Origin of the sequence: Amycolatopsis rhabdoformis, assembly GCF_035918295.1 — a bacterium.
Taxonomy (GTDB): domain Bacteria; phylum Actinomycetota; class Actinomycetes; order Mycobacteriales; family Pseudonocardiaceae; genus Amycolatopsis; species Amycolatopsis rhabdoformis.
Map to the genome: position 1 here is coordinate 8607686 of NZ_CP142149.1, position 23211 is coordinate 8630896.

Sequence of the window (23211 nt, forward strand, 5' to 3'; positions counted from 1 at the left end):
GTGGCAGCTTGCTGCCAATCCGGGCGGCGCCGGGTCCTGGAGAACCACGCTGGAAGTCATGACCCAGACAGCACTTCCCGCCGCGGCCGCCGGTACGTGGCAGCTCGGCTCCCTGACCGTGAACCGCCTCGGCTTCGGTGCCATGCGGCTCGTCCCGTTCGCCGGCGGCACCGGCGCCGACCGCGAGCGCGCCGTCACCGTGCTGCGCCGCGCGCTCGAGCTCGGGGTGAACCACATCGACACGGCCGCGTTCTACTTCACCGGCCGCTTCTCCTCCAACGAGATCATCAACACCGCGCTCGCGCCGTACGCCGACGACCTGGTCCTGACCACGAAGGTCGGCCCCGGCCGCGACCCCTCGGGCGAGTTCCTGCCGTTCGCGCGGCCAGACCAGCTGCGCGGCCAGGTCGAGGAGAACCTGCGCCAGCTCGGGCGCGACCACGTCGACGTCGCGAACCTCCGCATCGGCACCGGCCTGGACCGCGGCACGGGCTCGATCGCCGAGCACTTCGGCGCGCTGGCGGAGCTGCGCGAAGCCGGCCTGATCCGCGAGCTCGGCATCTCCAACGTCGGGCCCGAGCACCTCACCGAGGCGCTGGCGATCGCGCCCGTGGTGTGCGTGCAGAACCAGTACGGCCTCACCGCGAAGCGCGAGGACGACGAGCTGCTGCGCCTCTGCGGTGAACACGGCGTGGCGTTCGTGCCGTGGTTCGCCGTCGCGAGTGGACAAACGGACGAATCCGGCGCCGAGGAGCGCGTGGCCACCGTCGCGAAGCGGCACGACGCCACCCCGGCTCAGATCCGTCTCGCGTGGACGCTCGCTCAGGGTGATCACGTGCTCGCGATTCCGGGTACGGGCAACCCGGACCATCTGACACAGAACGTCGCCGCGGCCGCACTGCGGCTCACCGCCGACGATCTTGCGGAGCTCGACGGAGCGTGAACATTTGTCCGGAAGGTCTCGGGAGGGTGAACGGGGCCTGACACCAGGGCGAACATGTCCCCCGCAGGTGTCACGCGCCTCACGACCGGGCTTCCAGGACTGGTCCGAAAGGCTACCGGGATGCTTACGATTCCTTCGTGACCACGCCTGTTGCCCTGATCTCGGCCATCGGCGCTCTTGTCGTCGGCGCGGTCGTCGGGTATCTCATCGCCCGGGCTCGGGCCCGGAAGGAGGCGGCGCGTCCGGCCGGACCGACCGTCGCGGAGCTCCTCGAACGGCTGATCCGGTCGTCCAACAGCGGCGTCATCGTCCTCAACCGGTTCGGCGACCTCGTGATGCACAACCCGCGGGCCTACGAGCTGGGCCTGGTGCGCGTGAGCCAGCCCGACCCGCGGGCCCGCGCCGCCGCCGAGCAGGTGGTGGAGACCGACGAGCCGATGGAGATCGACCTGTCGCCGCTCGAGAACCGCGGCCGGCGCCAGCCGGAGGCCGTGCTCGGTGAGGTGCGCCCGCTCGGCGACGGGTTCACCGTGGTCGAGGCCGTGGACCACTCCGAGGCCATCCGGCTGGAAGCGGTGCGGCGCGACTTCGTGGCCAACGTGAGCCACGAGCTCAAGACCCCGGTGGGCGCGATCGCGCTGCTCACCGAGGCCGTGCTCGACGCCGTCGACGACGTGGACGAGGTCCGCCGCTTCGGCAGCAAGATCCTGCGCGAGTCGACCCGCCTGGGCACGCTCGTGACCGAGCTGATCGCGCTCTCGCGCCTCCAGGGCGCGGAGCGGCTGCCCGACCTCAACGTCGTCGAGGTCGACGCCGTGGTGCGGGAGGCGCTCGGCCGGACAACGTTGTCAGCGGAGTCGGCGGAGATCACCATCACCACCGACACGGCGAGCGGCCTGCTCATCGAGGGCGACCGGACGCTGCTGGTCACGGCGCTGTCGAACCTGCTGGAGAACGCCGTCGCGTACTCGTCGCCGGGCAGCCCGGTGTCGATCTCGCGGCGGCTCGCCGACGGCATGGTCGAGATCGCCGTGACCGACCGCGGCATCGGCATCGCCGAGGACGAGCAGCAGCGCGTGTTCGAGCGCTTCTACCGCGCCGACAAGGCCCGCTCGCGGGCCACCGGCGGCACCGGGCTCGGCCTGGCGATCGTGAAGCACGTGGCGGCCAACCACGGCGGTTCGGTGGGCCTCTGGAGCCGGCCTGGCACCGGGTCCACGTTCACGCTGCGGATCCCGGCCCACGTCAGCCCCGAGCCGGGCGGCGACGGGGCCCGCGGCAAGACCCAGCCCGCCACCGTGGTGCGGCAGGACAAGACCCCCGAGCGGACACCCCGGCTCGTGGCAACCGGGCAGGAACACTCCGGCCCAGACCATGGAGGAAACCTGTGACGAGGGTTCTCATTGTCGAGGACGAAGAGTCCTTCGCCGACCCGCTCGCCTTCCTGCTCCGCAAGGAGGGTTTCACGGCCGCGGTGGCCGGGACGGGACAGCAGGCGCTCGAGGAATTCGACCGCAACGGTGCCGACATCGTGCTGCTCGACCTCATGCTCCCGGGCATGAGCGGCACGGACGTGTGCAAGCAGCTGCGCCAGCGTTCGGCCGTGCCGGTGATCATGGTGACGGCGCGCGACAGCGAGATCGACAAGGTCGTGGGCCTGGAACTGGGCGCCGACGACTACGTGACGAAGCCGTATTCGGCCCGCGAGCTCATCGCGCGGGTGCGGGCGGTGCTGCGCCGCGGCGGCGAGCCGGGCGCGGAAGGCGAGCTGGCTCCGCTGGTGCTCTCGGCCGGCCCGGTGCGCATGGACGTGGAGCGGCACGTGGTGACCGTGGACGGCGCCGAGGTGTCGCTGCCGCTCAAGGAGTTCGACCTGCTCGAGTACCTGCTGCGCAACGTGGGCCGCGTGCTCACCCGCGGGCAGCTGATCGACCGCGTGTGGGGCGCCGACTACGTGGGGGACACCAAGACCCTCGACGTGCACGTGAAGCGCCTGCGCTCGAAGATCGAGCCCGACCCGGGCTCCCCGCGCCACCTCGTGACGGTGCGCGGCCTCGGGTACAAGTTCGAGACGTGAGCCGCCGGTAGGTGATGCACTCGGCACCGGCCGGGGTGGCTGGGTTTTTCCGGCCGCCCCGGCCGATTTCGCTCCTGGGAAAACGCTTCATTTTTCACCGTGCGCGGGCGTTCGGGCACGCAGAGTCGAGCCCGGACCGAGTGGTGTTGGTTACAGTTTCGAGACCTGGCTGTGGGACCGGTACGCTGGATCCTCGTGCGCCTAGGGGTACTCGACGTCGGGTCCAACACCGTCCACCTGCTGGTGGTCGACGCCCATCGTGGTGCGCACCCGACGCCCATGCACTCGGAGAAGGCCGTGTTGCGCCTCGCCGAGCAGATCACGCGCACCGGCGACCTGAGCCGCGCGGGCTCCGACCAGCTGGTGCGGGCCGTGGAAGCGGCGCGGGCCGCGGCCGTGCGCCTCGGCTGCGAAGACGTGCTGGCGTTCGCCACTTCGGCCGTGCGGGAAGCCAAGAACTCGGCGAAAGTGCTGGCCAGGGTCGCGGAAGAGACCGGCGTGGAGCTGAAGGTGCTCTCCGGTGTCGACGAGGCCCGGCTCACGTTCCTGGCCGTGCGGCGCTGGTTCGGCTGGTCGGCCGGCCAGCTGCTGGTGCTCGACATCGGCGGCGGCTCGCTGGAGGTCGCGATGGGCCGCGACGAGGAACCCGTGCTCGCGGAATCGCTGCCGCTGGGGGCCGGGCGCACCACGCGCACGCGCTTCCGCCACGACCCGCCCACGCGCTCGGAGGTCGTGGCCACTTCGGCGTGGCTCGAAGACCAGCTCAGCGGGCTGGCGAAGAAGGTCGCCGGATGGGGTGAACCCGATCGGGTGGTCGCGACGTCAAAGACGTTCCGTTCCCTGGCCAGGCTCACCGGCGCCGCCCCCTCGGCGGCCGGGCCGCGCGTGCGCCGTACGCTCACCGACACCGCGTTGCGCCAGCTCATCGCCTTCGTTTCGCGCATGACCGCGGCGGACCTCGCCCAGCTCGAAGGGGTCAGCGCCGGACGCTCGCACCAGCTCGTGGCCGGTGCTCTGGTGGCGCAAGCCGCCATGCGGGCACTTTCTCTCTCGGAACTCGAGATTTGCCCGTGGGCGCTGCGAGAGGGTGTCATCCTGCGACGGCTGGACCATTCCAACGGCGCGGACGAAACTGGCACCGCCCTCACCGGCGTTTCGGCGAACGGGGAGGACCGGTGACAGCAGCGGACTGGACTTCGGTGAAGGAAAACAGGCACGGTGAAGAGGTGACGGACATGCACAGCACGGTGTTCAGCGCGCGCGGCGCCGCCTGCGTCCGGCCGCCGGCACGTGCCGTGGCCAACCCCGAGCGCGCTTTGGACAGCACGGTATGACCGACGAGAACGGCGCCCCGCCCCAGAAGACCGTGGCCGAACTGCTCGCCCAGCACGGGCAGCAGGTCGAAGGCTCACGGCGGCGCAGGCGTCGCGCAGCGGAAGACGACGAAGCCCCGGAGCAGCAGCAACCGGCTCCGGAGAGCGGCCGCCGCGCCGCGGGCGTGAGCGACACCGCGCCGCAGGCGATCATCGACCGCGTGACCGGCGACGGTGGCACTCCGCCGCCGCCTTCGCGCCCGGCCGGTGGCCGGCGTCGGTCCGACGGCCCCGCGGCCCCCGCGCCGCGTGCGGTGCCGCAGGAGTCCGGCCCGCTGCAGCGCCCGGTGCCGCCCGCCCCACCCGTGCCGCCAGGCCCGCCCACGCGCACCGTGCGGCCCGTGAACGGCCAGCAGGACTCCGGGTTCGTGCGGCCGCCCGCCGCGCCCGAGTCGGGCCAGTTCGCGCGTCCGCCCGCGCCGCCGCAGGAAAGCGGCCAGTTCGCCCGCCCGCAGGAGACCGGCTACAACCGGCCGCCGGAGTCGGGCCAGTTCGTGCGTCCCCCGGCGCCGCCGCAGGAGTCCGCGCAGCTGCCGGTGCCGCCCGCGCCGTCACCCGAGTCGAGCCAGTTCGTGCGCCCGCCGGCCCCGCCGCAGGAGAGCGGCCAGATGCCGGTGCCGCCGCGTGGCCGGCCCACGCGCCAGCAGCCCGTGCCGCCTCCGCCGGCCGGCGACGAGACCCGCGGCCAGGTGCCGCCGGTGCGCCGTCGCCCGGGCCCGCCGCCGGGCGGCACCCTGTCGTCGCGGCTCGACGGCCTCGACGGCACGCCCGACGCCGACGTGCCCGAGCCGCCGATGGCGAGCGGCAGCTTCCCCGCCGGGGCGCCGCAGCGCCCGCGCCGGGGTCCGGCCCGCCGTCCCGCGCCGCAGCAGGACCCGCACACCGAGCAGTTCGACGCCGTGGCCGGCCTGCCGCCGGACGCGCTCGAGGCCCCTGGAGGGCCCGGTGCGCCGGGTGGCCCCGGTGCTCCTGGCCCGGGTGGCCCGGGTGGTCCTGGTGGCCCCGGCGGACCTGGTGGACCTGGTGGACCGCCTGCACAGCCGCCGGGCCTGGCCGGGTGGCGCAAGCGCCGCCAGCAGGAACAGCTCGAGGACACCGAGATCGGCGTGATGCCGGTCGTGCCGGGCGCCCCCGCCGACGGTTACGCCGACGAGGACTACGCGGCCGACGACGACTACGCCGAGCCGTACGCCCCCGAGGGCGACTACGACGACGGCGGCCCGCCCACCATGGCCGCCCCGGCCGACTTCGACGCGGGCCCGCCCACCGCGGGCTACCCGGCCCCCATGCCGTTCGCCCCGGGCGGCCCCCAGGCCGACGACCTGTCCGAGTACGAGCGCGAGTTCGACCAGCCGGGCTCCCCGGACTTCGACGACCGCGACTACGGCTACGACCAGGGCGGCGACTACGAGGACGACTACGACGACGACGTCGCCGAAGACGCCCCCGCCGCCGCGGCGGCTCCCGCCGAACCGGTCCTCGAGGGCTCCCCGGGCAAGCAGTGGCTCACCCTCGCGGGCCAACTCGCCCTCGGCGTCGTCGGCGGCGCCGCCGTCTGGCTCGGCTTCAACTGGCTCTGGGTCAACCTCGCCCCGGCCGCCCTCATCGGCGCCCTCCTGGTGATCGTGGCCCTGGTGTGGATCGTCCGAAAGATCCGCCGCGCCGAAGACCTGCAAACCACCCTGCTGGCCATCCTGGTCGGCCTGGTCGTCACGGTCTCCCCAGCCGCATTACTGCTGGTCGGCCGCTAACTCCACCCGATCACAGGAACTCCCGGTCCGCTCAGCGGTCCGGGAGTTCTTGCTTTGAAGCCAAGCCCCACACAACCGCAGCGGACCGCCACGTGCACAACCGCCGCCGACCGCCACCTGCACAACCGCAGCGGACCACCACCTCCCCAACCGCACCGACCTCACCAACAGGCGATGCACCCAGCCCCCTCCCGGCACCCCGATCCGAAGCCTCTTTGCGGTCGGCGAGCCGTTGTCAAGGCACGCTTTCCCGCCTTGACAACGGTTCTCCGGCCGTCAACACAATCCAGCTTCGGGGTGCATCACCAACGCGACCCGCCCTGCGAGGACCGCACCGCACACCCTCACCCAGGCGCCTCGCCCCGCGAGGACTCACCGCGCAACTCGCCCCGCGCGGACTCACCCGCAACTCGCCCCGCGAGGACCCGCACCGCAACTCGCCCCGCGAGGACCCGCAGCGCAACTCGCCCCGCGAGGACCCACCCCGCAACCCGCCCCGCGACCACCAACCCCGCGACCACCAACCCCACCCACAAGGACCCTGTTTCCCCCCAAATCCCAACACGGCAGGATGTCCCCCGTGAGCGCGCCTGAGATCCCCGTGGGATTGAGCACCGCATCAGTCTGGCCACTACGCGCAGGCGCAGCGTTCGAACTCGCGGCAGAGCTCGGCTACGACGGCGTCGAGGTCATGGTCTGGGCCGACCCCATCAGCCAGGACGTCGCCGCCGTGCGCCGCTGGTCGAAACGCACCGGCGTCCCGATCCTCTCGATCCACTCACCCTCGCTCCTGATCACGCAGCGGATCTGGTCCCCAGACCCCGAGGTCCGGCTGCGCAAGTCCGTGCAAGCGGCGGCGGAGCTGGGCGCCCGCACCGTGGTGGTCCACCCGCCGTTCCGCTGGCAACGTCGTTATGGCGACGCCTTCGGCGACCTCGTCGACGAGCTGGAAGACGCCAGCGGCATCGAGATCGCCGTGGAGAACATGTTCAAGGTGCGCCCGCCAGGTGGGTCGCGCAACGCCCGGGTGTCCGCGTTCCGGCCCTCGATCGACCCCACGGACGTCGGGTTCCGGCACTACACGCTTGATCTTTCCCACAGCGCCGCCGCGCGGATGGACGCGCTGCAGCTGGCCGAGCGGATGGGCGCGGGCCTGAGCCACGTGCATCTCGCCGACGGCACCGGCGTGCCGAAGGACGAGCACCTGATCCCCGGCCACGGCGATCAGCCGTGCGCGGAGCTGCTGGAAAAGCTGGTCAGCGACGCGTTCGCCGGCCAGGTCGTGCTCGAGGTGAACACGCGCCACGCCGTGACCACCGCCGAACGGGCGCGGGCGCTGGCGGAGGCGTTGCTGTTCGCCCGGTTGCACCTCGGACAGTGACCTGGTCGTTAGCATGATCGGCTGTCCGGGCGGTCCCGGGCCCCGGGACACCCTCATCCGGCTCATCGACACGTAAAGTGCCGACCGTGAACTCGTTGCGATCGTTGACTTTCTCCGCCACACGCCCCGCCGTGGCCGGCCGCTGGTGAGCCGGGCCGAACACACGGCGACGGCGTTCGACGCGGCCACCGCGGTCCGCTCCCTCGGGGACGGCACCTTCACGGCCACGCTGAGAGCGGATTGGGCGATCGCGAACCACCCCCACGGCGGGTTCCTCCTGGCCCTGCTCGCCAAGGCCGCCACGGCGGTGCTGGCCGAGCGCGGCGAACCCACGGTCGATCCGCTGGTGGTCAGCGCGGAGTTCCTGCACGCGCCGGCGCTGGGTCCGGTGCTGCTGCGCACCGACGTGCGCAAGGTGGGCCGCCGCGCGTCGGTGGTCGCGGTGCGGCTGGAGCAGCGCGGGCGCAGCTGCGTGGAGGCGCGCGTGACGACCGGGCGGCTGCCGATGCGCCGGCCGGACTGGAGTGACGTGCCGCACTTGCCGGCCGAACCGCCTTCGGGTGCGGTGCCGCTCGGCGGCGAGACGTCCGAGGGCGTGTTCAACCTCTCGGCGAGCTGCGAGGTGCGCGTGGATCCGGCCACGGCGGGCTACCTCGCCGGGCGGGCCGGTGATCCGCCGCGGCTGAAGTTGTGGGTACGGCCGCGAGACGGCGTCGGCGATGTCTACTTCGCACTCCTCGCCGGCGACCTCAACCCGCCGGTGGTGGCGAACCTCGGCCGGGTCGGCTGGGCGCCCACGGTGCAGCTCACGGCGCTCCTGCGCACTCGCCCGGCCCCGGGCTGGCTGCGCATCCTGGTCGAATCGCGTTCGGTGCACGAGGCCTGGTTCGACTCCGACGCGACCGTGGTCGACTCGCAGGGCCGGCTCGTGGCGCAGGCGCGCCAGCTCGCGCTCGCCCCGGCACCGGGAGCCTGACGGGCGTTTGGCACGCTGGCTCGCATGAGTGTGATTGCGGTGCTGGGCGCGGGGAAGATCGGCGAAGCCCTCCTGTCGGGGCTGCTCCACGGGGGCCACGCCCCCGGCGACCTGCTCTTCACCGAGCGCTACGAGGGTCGCGTGCGCGAGCTCGAGGAGCGCTACCCGGGCATGCGCGCGGCCACCGTGGAGGACGCCGCCAAGCGCGCGGACGTGCTCGTGGTGGCCGTGAAGCCGCAGGACATCGAGCCGGTGCTGGCTGAGCTGGCGCCGCTGCTCGGCGCGTCCTCGCTGGTGGTTTCGCTGTGCGCGGGGCTGCCGACGGCGCTGTACGAGCGGCGGCTGGCCGAGGGCGTGCCGGTGGTTCGGGTGATGCCGAACACGCCGATGCTGGTCGGCGAGGCCATGAGCGCGATGTCGGCCGGCCGCTACGCCACCGCCGAGCACCTGTCCACGGTGCGCGAGCTGCTCTCGCACGTCGGCCAGGTCGTGGAGGTGCCCGAGTCGCAGCAGGACGCCGTCACGGCCCTCTCAGGGTCGGGACCGGCCTACTTCTTCTACCTGGTCGAGGCGATGATCGACGCCGGCATCCTGCTCGGCCTTCCGCGCGCGCTCGCGGGGCAGCTGATCATCCAGTCGGCGGTGGGCGCCGCGAAGATGCTCGCCGAGGGCAAGGACCACCCCGTGCTGCTGCGCGAGGCCGTCACCTCGCCGGCGGGCACCACCATCAACGCGATCCGCGAGCTCGAGAAGCACGGCGTGCGGGCGGCGCTGCTGGACGCGATCGAGGCCGCGCGGGACCGTTCGGAAGAGCTCGGCCGCGCGCACGAGGACTGACAAATCCGGCAAACAGGACCGGACCGGGTCAACCCGGCGTCGAAAACCCGCTGGTAGGGGCCCATCCGCGTGACAGGCGTCGCACGAGTCCCACGTGTCCCGCTACCCTCTGGTAGAGCACGTGCGTGTCGATACCACAGGTGGGGAAGCCTCGTGGCGCGACACGTGTCTAAGGACGCGGTAAACATGTCGCCGAACAAGAAGGAGGATTTGCCCTCGGTCGGGCAGGTCCAGTTCCTAACGGTCGCCGAGGTGGCGACGCTGATGCGGGTCTCGAAGATGACCGTGTACCGCCTGGTGCACTCGGGCGAGCTTCCTGCTGTGAGAGTGGGCAAGTCGTTCCGGGTCCCGGAGAAGGCTGTGCACGAGTACCTGCAGGGTGCCTACTTCGACGTCGGATAGCAGCTCAGTGCGGCGCGTCGCTCCGTGAAGGGCGGCGGTCGGGCGGGGTCTGGCCGGTCGCCGGGCATGCGCTCAGCCATGCCCGCCGACCGGCCCGCCTCGGCACGCGGGTAACCTGGTAAACCGCTCGTGCCTGTGCGCTCCACCCGTTGGACGCTGCGCCGGGCAGCGTGACCGACGACTAAAGAGGAGCGCCCATGGGTTCCGTGATCAAGAAGCGCCGCAAGCGCATGTCGAAGAAGAAGCACCGCAAGCTGCTTCGCCGCACGCGAGTGCAGCGTCGTAAGGCCGGCAAGTGATCCGGTCTCGCGACTGAAGCGACCGTGGCCCGTCCAGTCTCTGGACGGGCCACGTCCATGTTGTGGGCTGCCTCCCCCGATCGAGTGAGGCGAGGACCGCAATTTGCGGGTCGGGCTGTAAATACGAAGTAAGACCTGGTCAGAGTGCTCCCGGGCGCCGGTAACATCAGTGGGGCGTCAGCGCGATGCTTCAGTGAGTGCCTTCAATGAGTGCAGGCTCGTGCACTTCGGGTGATCGTCCACCCCCTCTCGTCCAGCCGAACAGCCCAGCCGCACAGGGAGTCCCATGCCGTCGAACATCGTGCTCGTGACCGGGGTCGCCGGAGACCTTGGCGGGAAGCTGCTCGCCCGCCTCGGTACCGATCCGGCCTTCGAGCGCGTGATCGGCGTCGACACCGCGCCGCCTGCGAAAGACGTGCTGCAGCGGATGGGCCACGCCGAGTTCGTGCGCGCCGACATCCGCAACCCGCTGATCGCCAAGGTGATCAGCAGCGCCGGGGTGGACACGGTGGTCCACACCGCGTGCCTGACCCACCCGGCCGGCCCGAGCCGTCGCGCCGCGGTGAAGGAACTCAACGTGATCGGCACGATGCGGCTGCTGGCCGCCTGCCAGCGGTCGCCGAAGGTGCGCAAGCTCGTGGTCAAGTCCACTGCCGCCGTGTACGGCGCCGGAGCGCGTTCGCAGGCCGTGTTCACGGAGGACTCGGAGCTGATCCCGGCCTCGTCCAGCGGCTACGCGAAGGACGCCGTGGAGGTGGAGGGTTACGTGCGCGGCCTCGCCCGGCGCCGGCCCGACATCACGGTCACGCTGCTGCGCTTCGCCAACATCATCGGCCCGGACGTCGACACGGTGCTCTCGCGCTACTTCTCGCTGCCGGTCGTGCCCACCGTCTTCGGCTACGACGCGCGGATCCAGCTGCTGCACTCGGCCGACGCGCTGGGCGTGCTGGAGCAGGCCGTGGCGTACGACAAGCCGGGCGTGTTCAACGTCGCCTCGGAAGGGGTACTCGGGCTGTCGCAGGCGATCCGCCGCGCGGGCCGGGTGGGGCTGCCGATGCCGAGCGCCGTGGTGCCCTCGGTCGGCAAGGTGCTGCGGGGCGCGCGGGTGGTCGACTTCTCGGCCGACCAGGTCCGGCTGCTGAACTTCGGCCGGGTCGTGGACATCACCAAGCTCAAGAAGGACTTCGGCTACCAGCCTCGCTTCACCACCCGCGAGGCGTTCGACGACTACGTCGCGGGCCGCGGCCTGCGCCCGGTGTTCGACGGCGCCCGGCTGGCCTCGGTGGCCGGCAAGGTGCTCGTGGCCGCCGCGACCGGGCAGGCCGGCCGATGAGCCCCGCGACCGGAAGTGAGGCGCACACCGTGAACGGAGCCGAGGCTCAGGTCATCCCGCTGCACGGTGGGGGGCGGGTTTCGCCGCCGGCCACTCCGCCGTCCGCGGCTCCCTCCGAGGCACCGGTGGTGGCTTTCCCGGCCACCACCGCCACGCCGGCCTCGGCGCCGGCCGAGCCCGAGCTGCTGTCCGACGACGTGCGCTCGGCGCTCACCTTCCTGCGCCACCGGCTCACGGGCGACTACACCGTCGACGAGTTCGGGTTCGACGCCGAGCTCACCGAAACCCTCGTGCTGCCGCCGCTGCGCGCGCTGTACCAGAAGTGGTTCCGCGTCGACACGTTCGGCGTCGAGAACCTGCCCACCGCCGGTGGTGCACTGCTCGTGTCGAACCACTCGGGCACCTTGCCGCTCGACGCGCTGATGACCGCCGTCGCCGTGCACGACGAGACGGGTGGCCGGCACCTGCGCGGCCTCGGCGCGGACCTCGTGTTCAAGCTGCCGTTGATCGGTTCGTTCGCCCGCAAGTCGGGCCAGACGCTGGCCTGCACCGCCGACGCCGAACGGCTGCTGGAGGACGGCGAGCTCGTCGGTGTGTGGCCGGAGGGCTTCAAGGGCATCGGCAAACCGTTCTCCGCGCGCTACAAGCTCCAGCGCTTCGGCCGCGGCGGCTTCGTCACCGCCGCGATGCGCACGGGCGTGCCGATCATCCCGGTCTCGGTCGTCGGCGCGGAGGAGACGTACCCCAAGCTCGGCGACATCCGCGTGCTCGCCCGGGTGCTCGGCCTGCCGTACTTCCCGGTCACGCCGTTCTTCCCGCTCCTGGGCGCCCTCGGCGCGGTGCCGCTGCCGACCAAGTGGACCATCGAGTTCGGCGAGCCCATCCGCACCGACGAGTACAGCCCGGACGCGGTGGACGACCCGATGCTGGTCTTCACGCTCACCGACCAGGTGCGGGAGTCGATCCAGCACACGCTGTACCGGCGGTTGGCGCAGCGGAAGAGCGTCTTCCGCGGGTAGGTCAGCGGCGCGAGTAGGTCAACGGCGCGAGTAGGTCAACGCCGCGGATAGGTCAGCGGCGCCGGTACGCCATCCCCGCCGCCACCGCGCCCGCCAGCGCGCCGGCGCCCAGCACCGACGGCACGCCGATCTTCGCCGCCTTGCGGCCGGTGCGGAAGTCGCGGATCTCCCAGCCGCGGGCGCGGGCCACGTCGCGCAGGCCCGAATCCGGGTTCACGGCCACGGCGGTGCCCACGGCCGAGAGCATGGGTACGTCGTTCTGGGAGTCGGAGTAGGCCGTGCAGCGTTTGAGGTTCAGACCTTCGCGCGAGGCGAGCGCGCGCACGGCGTGGGCCTTCGCGCGGCCGTGCAGGAGGTCGCCGACCAGGCGGCCGGTGTACACGCCGTCCTGGGTTTCGGCGACGGTGCCCAGCGCGCCCGTGAGGCCGAGGCGGCGGGAGATGATCCCGGCGAGCTCGATGGGCGTGGCGGTGACCAGCCACACGCGCTGGCCCGCGTCGAGGTGCATCTGGGCCAGGGCGCGGGTGCCGGACCAGATCTTGTCGGCCATGAGCTCGTCGTAGATCTCTTCGCTGATGCTGGTGAGTTCCTCGACGGTGCGACCGGCCACAAAGGACAGTGCGCGTTCGCGGTGGGACTTGATGTCTTCCTTGTTCTCACGCCCGCCGAGGCGGAATTTCACCTGCTGCCACACGAAACCGGCGAGGTCGGCGGAGGTGAAGAACTTGCGCGCGGCGAGACCGCGGGCGAAGTAGAAGATCGACGCGCCCATCATCATGGTGTTGTCCACGTCGAAGAACGCGGCCGCGGTCAGGTCCGGCGGCGCCGGGGGCACGGCCGGCTGGGCGTTCGCGGTGGTGCTGGCCGCCTCGGCGGAAGCCTCCCCCGCGATCGTGGCGAGCCGTTCGAGCTCCTGACTCTTATCCTTGCCACGCCAAGCTGACACGCACACCGCCTCCACGTTCGGGCACGTCCCGGCGGCCGGAAACGGCCGGGTCCTGACGCACAGCGTAGCGACCACGCGACTCACCCGTTGGAGGTGTGGCGAGGGCCTCGATCAGGGGTTGCCGGCGCGCGCCGTGATCAGCCGATGACGATGGGCGGCAGGCCCGGGAGCAGCGGCGGGATCGAGATCAGCGGCGGTGGCGGGCTCGTCGTCGGCAGCCGCGGCGTGGTGGGCGCGGTGATCGGCGGCGGGAACACCGGCGGCGGCGTGGTGGCGCTGCCGCTCGACGTCGGCGTCGGGGTGCTCGACACGGCCAGGTCCGGCGGCGACGACGGCCCGGTCGCCGGCGGCACCCCGCCCTCCGGTGCCGTAGGGGGCGGCGAAGTGGGAGACGGGTTGGTCGACGCCGATCCGGACCCGCCGGGCTGCGCGGGCTGCTGCGTGCACAAGCCGCGCGCCGGGATGAGGCCGAGCTCGTCGGAGGTGCCGGTGGTGATCTCGTAGCAGTCGAGCCGCGACACCAGCGCCGTCGTGCGCTCCTGCACGCGGGTGAGCAGCCCGCGCGCGCCCGACAGGTCCGCGCGCGCCGCCGTGGGGATCCGCGGCTGCTCGGCTGCCAGCAGCCGCTCCTGCTCCTTCGTCCACGACTCCAGGTCCGAAAGCTGTGTGCGGCCACTGCCGCCGGTCGCCAGCGCGGTCAGCGCGGTGACGCCCGCGCGCACGTCGCTGCCGAAGTCGCCGAGCGCCGTGCGGTAGGCGGCCGGCGCAGCGTCCGTCATCTGCGCCAGCTCGCTCACGCGGTTCGACGCGAACTCCAGGTGCTTGCGAGCCTTGGCCTCGTCGCCGAACGTGAGCCCCAGCGCCGTCTCCTCGCCCGCGCGCTTCACCTCGTACAGCGCGTCGCCGGGCACGGCGTTGCGCGAGAGCAGGAGCGTGAGCCCGGTCAGCCCGAGCACGAGCGCGATGCCCGCCGCCACGAGATCGGCCATCCGCGGCTTGCGGCGCCGCCGCACCACGGGCTCGCCGAGCCGGCCCTCGATCTCCGCCCGGATCCGCTCGCGCGTTTCGACGTCCGGCGCGCCCGCCTCGCCCAGGGAGCGCAGCGCGGCGACCACGGCCAGCTCGTCGGCGAACTCGTCGTCCCGCTTCACGGGGGACGGGTCGAGCGCGTGATCGAACCGCTCGCTCTCGGCTCGATCCCGCGAAAACCACCCGGGCACGCCCACGGTGCTGCTCCGTCTCCACAAGCTTCACCAGCCCCGGCCCTGACCGCCGGTCTGCGTGGAGAAACGATTAAGAAGACCCAGAAGTTACGGCTCGCGCCAAGACGTGAAAAAAGTCAGCGCAACCCGGTGGGCAGCAACTGCGCCAACCGGCGCACCGCGCGGTGCTGCAGCGCCTTGATCGCGCCCTCGTTGCGGCGCATCACCTCGGCCGTCTCCGCGACCGAGAGCCCCTGCAGGAACCGCAGCACGATGCACTCGCGCTGGTCCTCGCCGAGCTCGGCGACGCACCGCAGCAGCTCCGCGCGGGTGGCGCCCGCGATGGCCTGCTGTTCCGGCCCGGCTTGCACCGCGGGCCCGACGGACGAAACCGGTGCCGTGCGGGGTTCGCTCACCTCGTCGGTGACCACCTCGAGGCGGAAGCGGCTCGACTTCACGTGGTCGAGGATCAGGTTGCGCGCGATCGTGACGAACCACGCGCCGACGTCGCGGCCCTGGTAGCTCACCGACGTGATCCGGCGCAGCGCGCGCAGGAACGTCTCGCTCGTCACGTCCTCGGCCAGCTGGCGGTCGCCGAGGCGGAACAGCGCGTAGCGGTAGACGACGTCCACGTACCGGTCGTAGAGCTTTCCGAACGCCGAGGAGTCGCCTTCCTGCGCCGCGCGCACGAGGTCCCACGCCTCGGCCTTCAGGGCCTCGGCGGGATCGGCCGCCGGCGCGGCCTCGGTCGGGCGGGTGAGCGGCACGGCGGCGGGCCGGCCGAACGCGCGTTCGGCGAACATCACCACGGGGCCGCGGTTCGCGGCGGTAGGCAGCGTCACAGGGCGGCACCTCCTGCGGTCCGAAGGCCGGGCGAGCGGCCTCCGTGGTGGGCGACGCCGCCGCGAGCAGGAGCGGGCCGCGTTGCCTGCGCCGCGACCGTGGAAACGGTGCGGACCAGCAAGTTCGTCACGGCGACTCCCTCTCTCGCGTCACCCGGTAGTGATCAACGCCACCCGGCGACGCAGTGCAGCATACGTGTAGTTACCGCGAAGTAGGTAGAGGTCCCGCGGTACCGGAGGTGCGACGATCGCGCGGCATCCCCATTACGGGTGACAAGATGACAAAAGGGCTACAGCAGGAAGGGGGCCCGGGTGAAGGGTGTCGCGCAGCTGCTCACCGACGCCGCGGCGAGATGGGCCGACGAACCGGCCGTGACCGAGACCGGCACCGGAGCCACGCTCACCTGGCGGGAGCTCGACGAGGCGGCCCACGCGCAGGCACGGCGGCTCGTCGAAGCCGGCGTCGGACCCGGTGACCGGGTGGTGCTGCGCCTGCCGACGTCGGCCGATTTCGCGGTCGCCCTCTTCGGTGTGCTGCGAGCCGGCGCGGTCGCTGTGCCGCTGTCGCCGCAGGCGCCCGCCCCGGAGTTGGAGCACCTCATCGGGCACTGCGAAGCCGGGCTGGTGATCCAGCGAGGCGACGACGAGCTTCCCGACGGCTGCACCGCCCTGTCCCCGCGCGGCGAAGCCGGGGGCGACCCCGTGGACCTCGGCCGGGGCGGCGAGGACATCGCGGTGATCTCCTACACCTCGGGCACCACCGGCCCGCCGCGCGGCGTGCTGCTGTCGCACCGCGCGCTGCTGGCGAACCTCGAGCAGCTCAGCCACGTCGAGGGCGTGCTGGTGCGCGAGGACCGCGTGCTCGTGTCGATCCCGCTGTTCCACGTCTACGGCCTCGGGCCGGGCCTGCTGCAGGCCACGTCGGTGGGCGCGACGCTGGTGCTGTCCGAGCGCTTCGAGCCGGCGCGGACGCTGGACGACTGCGCCGAACACCGCGTGACGTCGATCGTCGGCGTGCCCACGATGTACACCGAGTTCGCCGCGCTCGGCGCCGAGGAGCTGGCGCGCGGCCTGGCGACCGTGCGCATGATGACCTCGGGCGCCGCGCCGCTGCACCCCCGGGTGCTCACGGCGATCCGCGAGGCCACCGGCCACGACGTGTACGAGGGCTACGGCCTCACCGAATGCGCGCCCGTGGTCACGTCCACGCTGGTCACCGGCTACCCGAAGCCCGGCTCGGTCGGCCGCCCGTTGCCCGGGATCGAGCTGCGGCTGGTGGACAGCGACGGCACCGAGGAAGGCGTGCCGCTCGACCCGGACGACGTCGCCGACGTCTTCGAGTCCGGCGGCGACACCGGCCTGGTCTCGATCCGCGGCGCCAACCTGTTCTCCGGCTACTGGCCCGACGGCGACCACGGCCCCGACGCCGAGGGCTGGTTCCGCACCGGCGACGTCGGCTACCTCGACCTCGACGGCGACCTGCACCTCGTCGACCGCGCCAACGACCTGATCATCGTGAACGGCTTCAACGTGTACCCGCACGAGGTCGAGGACGTGATCTCGCGGCTGCCGGGCGTGGCCGAGGTCGCGGTGGTCGGGGTGGTCGACGAACGCAGCGGCGAGGCCGTGAAGGCCGTGGTGGTGCCGGCCGAGGGCGCGGCGCTGTCGGAACAGCAGGTGAGTGACCAGTGCGCGGCGAACCTGGCCGGGTACAAGGTGCCGCACCTCGTCGAGTTCGCGGAGACATTGCCGCACTCGGCCACGGGCAAGCTGCGGCGGCTCAAGCTGCGCTGACGCCCTTAGACTGCGGTGGTGCATCAGGTGACGGTGATGACGCGCGCCGGCTGCCACCTCTGCGAGGTGGCCGAGGCCGACGTCGCGCGCATTTGCGGTGAGCTCGACGTGCCGTGGGAGCTCGCGGACGTGGACAGCGACGCCGAATGGCGGGCCGAGTACGGCGACCAGGTGCCGGTGATCCTCATCGACGGCGCCGAACACGGTTATTGGCGCGTGGAGGAAGAGCGGTTCCGCAAGGCGCTGGCCTGACGCGGCGGGCCGGGTTCACCGCCGGGGCCGTGTTTTCCGCAACACTCTCGGGATCGCTGTCGAGACCCGTGCCCGGATCGTCCGGTGCGGTAATCAAGCTGTAAGGCTTGCCGGTCGTCGCGGGCCCCGGAGCCGCCGAAGATGGTGGGGTGAGCGCGTTGAAGGAAGCCCCGCAGGTCGTGAAACCCCCGGAGCCGCGACGGTTGTCGCTGCTCGTCGCCTCGGTGCTCGGGCTGGCCGCCCTGATCACCGCATTGGGCGTGGGGCATCTCATCGCCGGCTTCGTCGGCTACAACGCGTCGCCGTTCGTGGCCGTCGCCGACTTCGTGATCGCGCACAGCCCGCACGCGGTCGTGGTCTGGGCCGAGCAGACGCTGGGCACGGCCGACAAGACCGTGCTGAAGATCGGCCTCGCCGTGGTGCTGGTGCTGTTCGCGCTGCTCGCCGGGCAGCTTTCGCGCCGCACGCCGCGGGGCGGGCAGATCGTGGTGGTGCTGCTCGGCATCGCCGGCGTCGCGGCCGTGTACGAGCGCACGGACGTCGGGCAGCTCGCGCTGCTGGCGCCGGTGGTTTCGCTGGCCGCGTCGGCGTTCGTGTTCACCTGGCTGCACCACTACGCGCTGCCGCCGGCGTTCGACGAGGCGCGTCCCCCGAAGGGCCCGACGCGCCGGCAGGTGCTCACGCGCGGCCTCGGCGTGGCGGCCGGCGCGGGCGTCGCGGCCGTGGCCGGGCAGGCGATCTCGGCCACCGGCAGCGCCGACCAGTCCCGCTCGGCCGTCGGCCCGCTCGTGGCCGCGCGCAAGGCCCCGCCGCTGCCGCCCGACGCCGATTTCGCGAAGCTGGGCTCGCCGCCGTTCATCACGCCGAACGCGGACTTCTACCGCATCGACACGGCGTTCGTGGTGCCGCAGGTGCGCACCGAGGAGTGGAGCCTGAAGATCCACGGCCTCGTGAACCGTGAGGTCACGTTCTCCTACAACGACATCCGCTCCCGCCCCCTGGTGGAACGCGAGGTCACCCTCACCTGCGTGTCGAACGAGGTCGGCGGCGACCTCATCTCCACGGCCAAGTTCATCGGCATCGACCTCGTCGACCTCCTCGACGCGGCCGGCGTGCAGGCGGGCGCCGAACAGATGTACGCGACCAGCATCGACGGCTTCACCTGCAGCACCCCGGCCAAGATCGCCCTCGACCCCACCCGCGGCGCCATGCTCGCCATCGGCATGAACGGCGAACCGCTGCCCGTCGAACACGGCTTCCCGGCGCGCATCGTGATCCCCGGCCTCTACGGCTACGTCTCGGCGACGAAGTGGGTCACCGACCTGGAGTTCGCCAAGTGGGACGACCGCCAGTCCTATTGGCTGCAGCGCGGCTGGGCCGAACAGGCCCCGATCAAGACCGAATCGCGCATCGACACCGCGAAGGTGACCTCGGGCAAGCTCCGCGTCGCCGGCACCGCCTGGGCCCAGCACATCGGCATCGCCAAGGTCGAGGTGCGCGTGGACCAGGGCCCCTGGCAGCCGACCACCCTGTCGACCGAGGTCAACAAGGACACGTGGCGCATGTGGTGGACCGACCTGGCGGTGGCGCCGGGCAGCCACGCGGTGACGGTGCGGGCGACGGACCAGTCGGGGTACACGCAGACGGACCAGGCGGCGGAGCCGGTGCCGGATGGGGCTTCGGGGTGGCATTCGGTGATGGTGAGCGCCTGAGCCGCGGCCGGCTCCCCACTGTGGTCCAGCGCGGCACGGCTCCGCCCGGCTGGCTCACCGGCGCAGCTCCGGCTCAGCCCGGCAGTTTCCGCCGTCGGTCCAGCCGGCGTCGGGCACTTTCTGCCGGCTGATCCAGCGGGCGGCTCAGCTGGGCAGTTTCGGCACGATCCGCCCGGCGATCTTCTCCGTGAGATCGCACGCCTTCGTCCCGGCTGGAGCGGCGGGCCCGAGCAACGCCGAGACCGAAAACAGCTGCTCCGGGTCGTCCGTGAGCATCACATCGACCACGCAGCCATCGCCACTCGCGACTTCCGCGCGTGAAGCCGGAATACCTGCGACGGTCGTCGCTACGCCGTCGCGCGCGGCCGGCTCGCCGCGGGAAACGGAAGTGAGCACCTGGTTCGCGCTCGAGTACTGGCACTGCGCGCCGCTGCCCTGAGGCGGGTTCACCGGCGAGCCGACCACCGCCGACAGGTCGGTGGTGCTGAGGAGCCCGCAGACGTCGCCGGTGCCGAGTCGTTTCGTGGTCGCGCTGCCGGGCGAGCAGGCGGTGGCGACCAGTGCGAGACCGACGGCCGGGGTGATCACGAACCGGATCCAGTGGATGGCCATCAGCGCGCACAACCTCCGAAACGCGGGCAACAGCGAAGACGATCTTCCCCACCCGAACCCCACACCCTCGGCCACCCGCCGCTGAGTCACCTGATCGGGCGCAGGTGTGCGTCGCGTCATGTCGGTGACCAGTGACTTTGTGCGTGCGTTCACAAGTGGACTACCGTAGGGACCCGCCCCGCGAAAATCCCGGCATTGAACCGGACGCCGGTGGCGAGGTCAAGGGAAACTGCCAAATCTTGAGGAGTGGCCGGCGTGGTGACACAGCGGGGGAGGCGCAGCGGTGCCGATTCACCCGCCGACCCACCCCGCCGCGCTGTGAAGGCCACGCGGGCGACCAACGGGCGGGCCCGGCGTGCGGCGCCGGACGCCGACAACGCGCCCACGGCGGAGATGCCGGCGGTCGACGGTGCCATCGAGACCGCCGTGCGGGCCAAGCAGATCCCGGAAGCGGCCGTCGCGCGGCTTGCCGTGTACCTGCGCGTGCTGTCCGGCATGGCCGAGCAGGGCGCCACGACCGTGTCGAGCGAAGAGCTCTCCGCGTCGGCCGGCGTGAACTCCGCGAAGCTGCGCAAGGACCTGTCCTACCTCGGCTCGTACGGCACCCGTGGGGTCGGTTACGAGGTGCAGGTGCTGGTCAGCCAGATCGAACGCATCCTCGGCCTCACCCGCCAGCACCGCGTCGCCGTGGTCGGGATCGGTAATCTCGGTCACGCGCTGGCCAACTACGGCGGGTTCCCCGGGCGCGGGTTTCCCGTCGAGGCGTTGTTCGACCTCGACCCCGACCTGGTCGGGGTTCCCGTAGGGGGATTGCCGGTCTCGCACCTGGAAGACATCCCGCGCGTCTGCTCCGAACGGCAGATTTCCATCGGGATCATCGCCACACCTCCTACCGCTGCGCAGTCGGTTTGCGACAGGCTGGTGGCGGGCGGCGTCCAGTGCATACTGAACTTCGCGCCGGTGGTGCTCCAGGTGCCGGCGCACATCGAGGTCCGCAAGGTCGACCTGGCGGTCGAATTGCAGATCCTCTCGTTCCACGTGGCTCGCCGTGCCGATGACGCCCTGGCAATTCAGGGGAATACCGGGTTACCCGACGCCGGCCTGCCGATCGACAATGGCAGTGGCGGCAACGGACAGGCAGACGGCGGTCTTGGAATGGTGGTGCGCGGATGAGCGTGTTGGCGGTCGGGCTCTCCCACCGAAGTGCGGAGCTGACCACGCTCGAACGGGCCGCCGTGCCCGCCGAAGCGGTCACCAAGGTCCTTCACGACCTGCAGCAGGCCGAGAGCGTGAGCGAGGCCATGCTGGTCTCCACGTGCAACCGCATCGAGGTCTACGCGGTGGTCGAGACGTTCCACGGCGGCGTCAACGACGTCTCCGACGTGCTGGCCCGCCAGGCCGGCATGGAGCCGGCCGAGCTCTACGACAACCTCTACGTGCACTACGCCGGCGCGGCCGTCGAGCACCTGTTCTCCGTGTCCTCGGGGCTCGACTCGATGGTCGTCGGCGAGACGCAGATCCTCGGCCAGGTCCGCTCGGCCTACGCCACCGCGCGTGAGGCCGGCACGGTCGGGCGCACGCTGCACGAGCTGATCCAGACGACGCTGCGCGTCGGCAAGCGCGTGCACTCCGAGACGGGCCTCGACCAGCTGGGTGCCTCCGTGGTGTCCGAGGCGCTGGCCGCCGCCGGCGAGGTCGCCGGCCTGGCCGGCAAGCACGCGCTGATCGTCGGTGCCGGGTCGATGGGCGCGCTCGCCGCTTCGCACCTGCGCAAGGCCGGCATCGGCGCCATCACCGTGGCCAACCGCACCGAGGCCAAGGCCGCACGCCTGGCCGAGAAGACGGCGATCGAGGGTGTGCCCGCGCGTGCCGTGCCGCTGTCGGAGCTCGCGGACGCCGTGGCGAAGGCCGACGTCGTCGTGTCGTGCACCGGCGCGCAGGACGCCGTGTTCCTGGCCGAGCACGTGCCCGCCCGCGCCGGCCGCCCGCTCGTGGTGTGCGACCTCGGCCTGCCGAAGGACGTCGACCCGGGCGTGGCCGAGCTGGCTGACGTGACCGTGGTCGACCTCGAGTCGATCCAGCGCCGCATGCGCGACGCCGGCGCCCCCACCACCGAACGCCAGACGATCAAGGCCAACGGCATCGTGCTCGACGAGGTGCGCGACTACCTCGCCGGCCAGCGCAGCGCCGAGGTCACGCCCACCGTCACCGCGCTGCGCCGCCGCGCGGCCGAAGTGGTCGACGCGGAGCTGCTGCGTCTGGACAACCGCCTCCCGGACCTCGACACGCAGGTTCGTGAAGAGGTCGGCCGCACGGTCCGCCGTGTCGTCGACAAACTGCTGCACGCGCCCACCGTGCGCGTGAAGCAGCTGGCCGCCGAGACGGCCGACACCGACTACGCCAACGCGCTGCGCGAGCTGTTCTGCCTCGACCCGCAGGCCCCCGCGGCTGTGGCGAGCCCCACTTCCGTGCCGCCAGAAATCGAGAAGAAGTAAGCAGTGAACAGAGTGATTCGCATCGGGACGCGGGGCAGCAAGCTCGCCGTCGCGCAGACCGAGACCGTGGCCGACAAGATCCGCGCCACCGGTGCCGAGGTCGAGATCGTCCGCGTGACCACCCCCGGCGACGTGTCGAGCAAGCCGATCCCGCAGATCGGCGTCGGCGTGTTCACCTCGGCGCTCCGGGAAGCCTTGCTGCGCAAGGAAATCGACGTGATCGTGCACTCGTACAAGGACCTGCCCACGGCTCCGGCCGAGGGCATCGTGCTGGCGGCCGTGCCGCCGCGCGAGGACCCGCGTGACGCGCTGATCGCCCGCGACGGCCTCACCCTGGGTGAGCTGCCGCCGGGCTCGAAGGTGGGCACGGGAGCCCCGCGGCGCACCTCGCAGCTGCTCGCGCTGGGCCTCGGTTTGGAAATCGTGCCGATTCGAGGCAATATCGATACCCGCATGCGCAAGGTCACCGACGGCGAGCTCGATGCCGTGGTGCTCGCGCGTGCCGGACTGGCCCGGATCGGCCTGGTGGGGGAGATCACCGAGACCCTCGACCCGATCCAGATGCTGCCCGCTCCCGCGCAGGGGGCGCTGGCGGTGGAGTGCCGGGCCGAAGACGTGGACGTCGAGCACCTGCTCACGTCCAGTTTGGACGACGAGGGCACGCGGGCCGCGGTGACGGCCGAGCGTTCCCTGCTGGCCGCGCTCGAGGCGGGGTGCAGCGCACCCGTGGGCGCGCTCGCCGAGATCGTCGAGGACCTCGACGCCGAGGGCGTGGTCGTGGAACGCATCTCGTTGCGCGGCACCGCTGCCGTGGCGGGCGAGAACGGTTCGGTCGACATGCTGCGGGCTTCCGCACTCGGCGACTTCACCGAAGCGGAGCAGCTCGGCCGCGCACTCGCCGCCGAGCTCCTCGACTTGGGCGCCGGGGCGCTGCTGACCGGCCCCGCCCAGTGACGCAACCCGCC

General features: G+C 71.9%; 23 protein-coding genes. 19 read left to right on the top strand and 4 right to left on the bottom strand.

Features of this window, described 5'->3' with window-relative positions; genetic code table 11:
- Nucleotides 1-58: 58 nt before the first annotated feature.
- The 13 genes from VSH64_RS39915 to VSH64_RS39975 all read left to right on the top strand — a co-directional run bounded on the left by VSH64_RS39915 (nucleotide 59) and on the right by VSH64_RS39975 (nucleotide 12391).
- Nucleotides 59-943, top strand: coding sequence for an aldo/keto reductase (locus VSH64_RS39915; protein WP_326567924.1), 885 nt, complete (start codon nucleotides 59-61; stop codon nucleotides 941-943).
- Between the two features lie 137 nt (nucleotides 944-1080).
- Nucleotides 1081-2334 (top strand): sensor histidine kinase, encoded by a 1254-nt coding sequence (locus VSH64_RS39920; protein ID WP_326567925.1) that lies wholly within the window; start codon nucleotides 1081-1083, stop codon nucleotides 2332-2334.
- Nucleotides 2331-3020, top strand: a complete 690-nt coding sequence (locus VSH64_RS39925; RefSeq protein ID WP_204091841.1) for a response regulator transcription factor — start codon at nucleotides 2331-2333, stop codon at nucleotides 3018-3020. Before VSH64_RS39920 ends, VSH64_RS39925 begins: the two co-directional genes overlap by 4 nt.
- Nucleotides 3021-3215: 195 nt before the next feature.
- Nucleotides 3216-4199 (top strand): Ppx/GppA phosphatase family protein, encoded by a 984-nt coding sequence (locus VSH64_RS39930; RefSeq protein WP_326567926.1) that lies wholly within the window; start codon nucleotides 3216-3218, stop codon nucleotides 4197-4199.
- A complete protein-coding gene (locus tag VSH64_RS39935; protein ID WP_326567927.1) occupies nucleotides 4196-4354 on the top strand; it encodes a hypothetical protein in 159 nt (52 codons plus the stop codon). Before VSH64_RS39930 ends, VSH64_RS39935 begins: the two co-directional genes overlap by 4 nt.
- On the top strand, nucleotides 4351-6144 hold the full coding sequence (locus VSH64_RS39940; protein WP_326567928.1) for a hypothetical protein: 1794 nt from the start codon (nucleotides 4351-4353) through the stop codon (nucleotides 6142-6144). The genes VSH64_RS39935 and VSH64_RS39940 overlap by 4 nt, the downstream gene beginning before the upstream one ends.
- A 571-nt stretch (nucleotides 6145-6715) precedes the next feature.
- Nucleotides 6716-7525: a sugar phosphate isomerase/epimerase family protein gene (locus VSH64_RS39945; protein WP_326567929.1), complete on the top strand. Its 810-nt coding sequence runs from the start codon at nucleotides 6716-6718 to the stop codon at nucleotides 7523-7525.
- A 145-nt stretch (nucleotides 7526-7670) separates the two neighbouring features.
- Nucleotides 7671-8501 (top strand): thioesterase family protein, encoded by an 831-nt coding sequence (locus VSH64_RS39950; RefSeq protein WP_326567930.1) that lies wholly within the window; start codon nucleotides 7671-7673, stop codon nucleotides 8499-8501.
- Nucleotides 8502-8525: 24 nt separating this feature from the next.
- The gene (gene proC, locus VSH64_RS39955) at nucleotides 8526-9338 is read left to right on the top strand and encodes a pyrroline-5-carboxylate reductase (RefSeq protein WP_326567931.1); all 813 of its coding nucleotides are present in this window, start codon (nucleotides 8526-8528) and stop codon (nucleotides 9336-9338) included.
- Nucleotides 9339-9524: 186 nt separating this feature from the next.
- Nucleotides 9525-9740 (top strand): helix-turn-helix domain-containing protein, encoded by a 216-nt coding sequence (locus tag VSH64_RS39960; protein WP_101436173.1) that lies wholly within the window; start codon nucleotides 9525-9527, stop codon nucleotides 9738-9740.
- A 197-nt stretch (nucleotides 9741-9937) separates the two neighbouring features.
- On the top strand, nucleotides 9938-10039 hold the full coding sequence (locus VSH64_RS39965) for a 30S ribosomal protein bS22 (RefSeq protein WP_007030867.1): 102 nt from the start codon (nucleotides 9938-9940) through the stop codon (nucleotides 10037-10039).
- Nucleotides 10040-10325: 286 nt separating this feature from the next.
- Nucleotides 10326-11372: an NAD-dependent epimerase/dehydratase family protein gene (locus tag VSH64_RS39970; RefSeq protein WP_326567932.1), complete on the top strand. Its 1047-nt coding sequence runs from the start codon at nucleotides 10326-10328 to the stop codon at nucleotides 11370-11372.
- Entirely contained in the window at nucleotides 11369-12391 is a 1023-nt protein-coding gene (locus tag VSH64_RS39975; protein WP_326567933.1) for a lysophospholipid acyltransferase family protein, read from the top strand. Before VSH64_RS39970 ends, VSH64_RS39975 begins: the two co-directional genes overlap by 4 nt.
- Before the next feature lie 52 nt (nucleotides 12392-12443).
- Here VSH64_RS39975 and VSH64_RS39980 read toward each other — a convergent pair whose 3' ends face one another.
- The 3 genes from VSH64_RS39980 to VSH64_RS39990 form a co-directional block, all read right to left on the bottom strand.
- Nucleotides 12444-13352, bottom strand: a complete 909-nt coding sequence (locus VSH64_RS39980; RefSeq protein WP_326838163.1) for an HAD family hydrolase — start codon at nucleotides 13350-13352, stop codon at nucleotides 12444-12446.
- Between the two features lie 122 nt (nucleotides 13353-13474).
- The gene (locus tag VSH64_RS39985) at nucleotides 13475-14563 is read right to left on the bottom strand and encodes a DUF5667 domain-containing protein (protein ID WP_326567934.1); all 1089 of its coding nucleotides are present in this window, start codon (nucleotides 14561-14563) and stop codon (nucleotides 13475-13477) included.
- Nucleotides 14564-14676: 113 nt separating this feature from the next.
- On the bottom strand, nucleotides 14677-15381 hold the full coding sequence (locus VSH64_RS39990; RefSeq protein WP_326567935.1) for a sigma-70 family RNA polymerase sigma factor: 705 nt from the start codon (nucleotides 15379-15381) through the stop codon (nucleotides 14677-14679).
- Nucleotides 15382-15693: 312 nt separating this feature from the next.
- On the opposite strand from VSH64_RS39990, the gene VSH64_RS39995 reads away from it, so the two are divergent.
- From VSH64_RS39995 to VSH64_RS40005, 3 genes are all read left to right on the top strand, one after another.
- Nucleotides 15694-17175, top strand: a complete 1482-nt coding sequence (locus tag VSH64_RS39995; RefSeq protein ID WP_326567936.1) for an AMP-binding protein — start codon at nucleotides 15694-15696, stop codon at nucleotides 17173-17175.
- A 15-nt stretch (nucleotides 17176-17190) separates the two neighbouring features.
- Nucleotides 17191-17427: a glutaredoxin family protein gene (locus VSH64_RS40000; RefSeq protein ID WP_326567937.1), complete on the top strand. Its 237-nt coding sequence runs from the start codon at nucleotides 17191-17193 to the stop codon at nucleotides 17425-17427.
- Between the two features lie 149 nt (nucleotides 17428-17576).
- Nucleotides 17577-19139, top strand: a complete 1563-nt coding sequence (locus tag VSH64_RS40005) for a molybdopterin-dependent oxidoreductase (RefSeq protein WP_326567938.1) — start codon at nucleotides 17577-17579, stop codon at nucleotides 19137-19139.
- A gap of 144 nt (nucleotides 19140-19283) precedes the next feature.
- On the opposite strand, the gene VSH64_RS40010 is transcribed toward VSH64_RS40005, so the two are convergent.
- Nucleotides 19284-19751 (bottom strand): DUF3558 domain-containing protein, encoded by a 468-nt coding sequence (locus VSH64_RS40010; RefSeq protein ID WP_326567939.1) that lies wholly within the window; start codon nucleotides 19749-19751, stop codon nucleotides 19284-19286.
- Between the two features lie 255 nt (nucleotides 19752-20006).
- On the opposite strand from VSH64_RS40010, the gene VSH64_RS40015 reads away from it, so the two are divergent.
- From VSH64_RS40015 to hemC, 3 genes are read left to right on the top strand one after another with little or no spacing between them, the layout of a single operon-like run.
- The gene (locus VSH64_RS40015) at nucleotides 20007-20924 is read left to right on the top strand and encodes a redox-sensing transcriptional repressor Rex (RefSeq protein ID WP_407655592.1); all 918 of its coding nucleotides are present in this window, start codon (nucleotides 20007-20009) and stop codon (nucleotides 20922-20924) included.
- Nucleotides 20921-22246 (top strand): glutamyl-tRNA reductase, encoded by a 1326-nt coding sequence (locus tag VSH64_RS40020; RefSeq protein WP_326567940.1) that lies wholly within the window; start codon nucleotides 20921-20923, stop codon nucleotides 22244-22246. The genes VSH64_RS40015 and VSH64_RS40020 overlap by 4 nt, the downstream gene beginning before the upstream one ends.
- A gap of 3 nt (nucleotides 22247-22249) precedes the next feature.
- Nucleotides 22250-23200 (top strand): hydroxymethylbilane synthase, encoded by a 951-nt coding sequence (hemC, locus tag VSH64_RS40025; RefSeq protein WP_326567941.1) that lies wholly within the window; start codon nucleotides 22250-22252, stop codon nucleotides 23198-23200.
- Nucleotides 23201-23211: the final 11 nt, after the last annotated feature.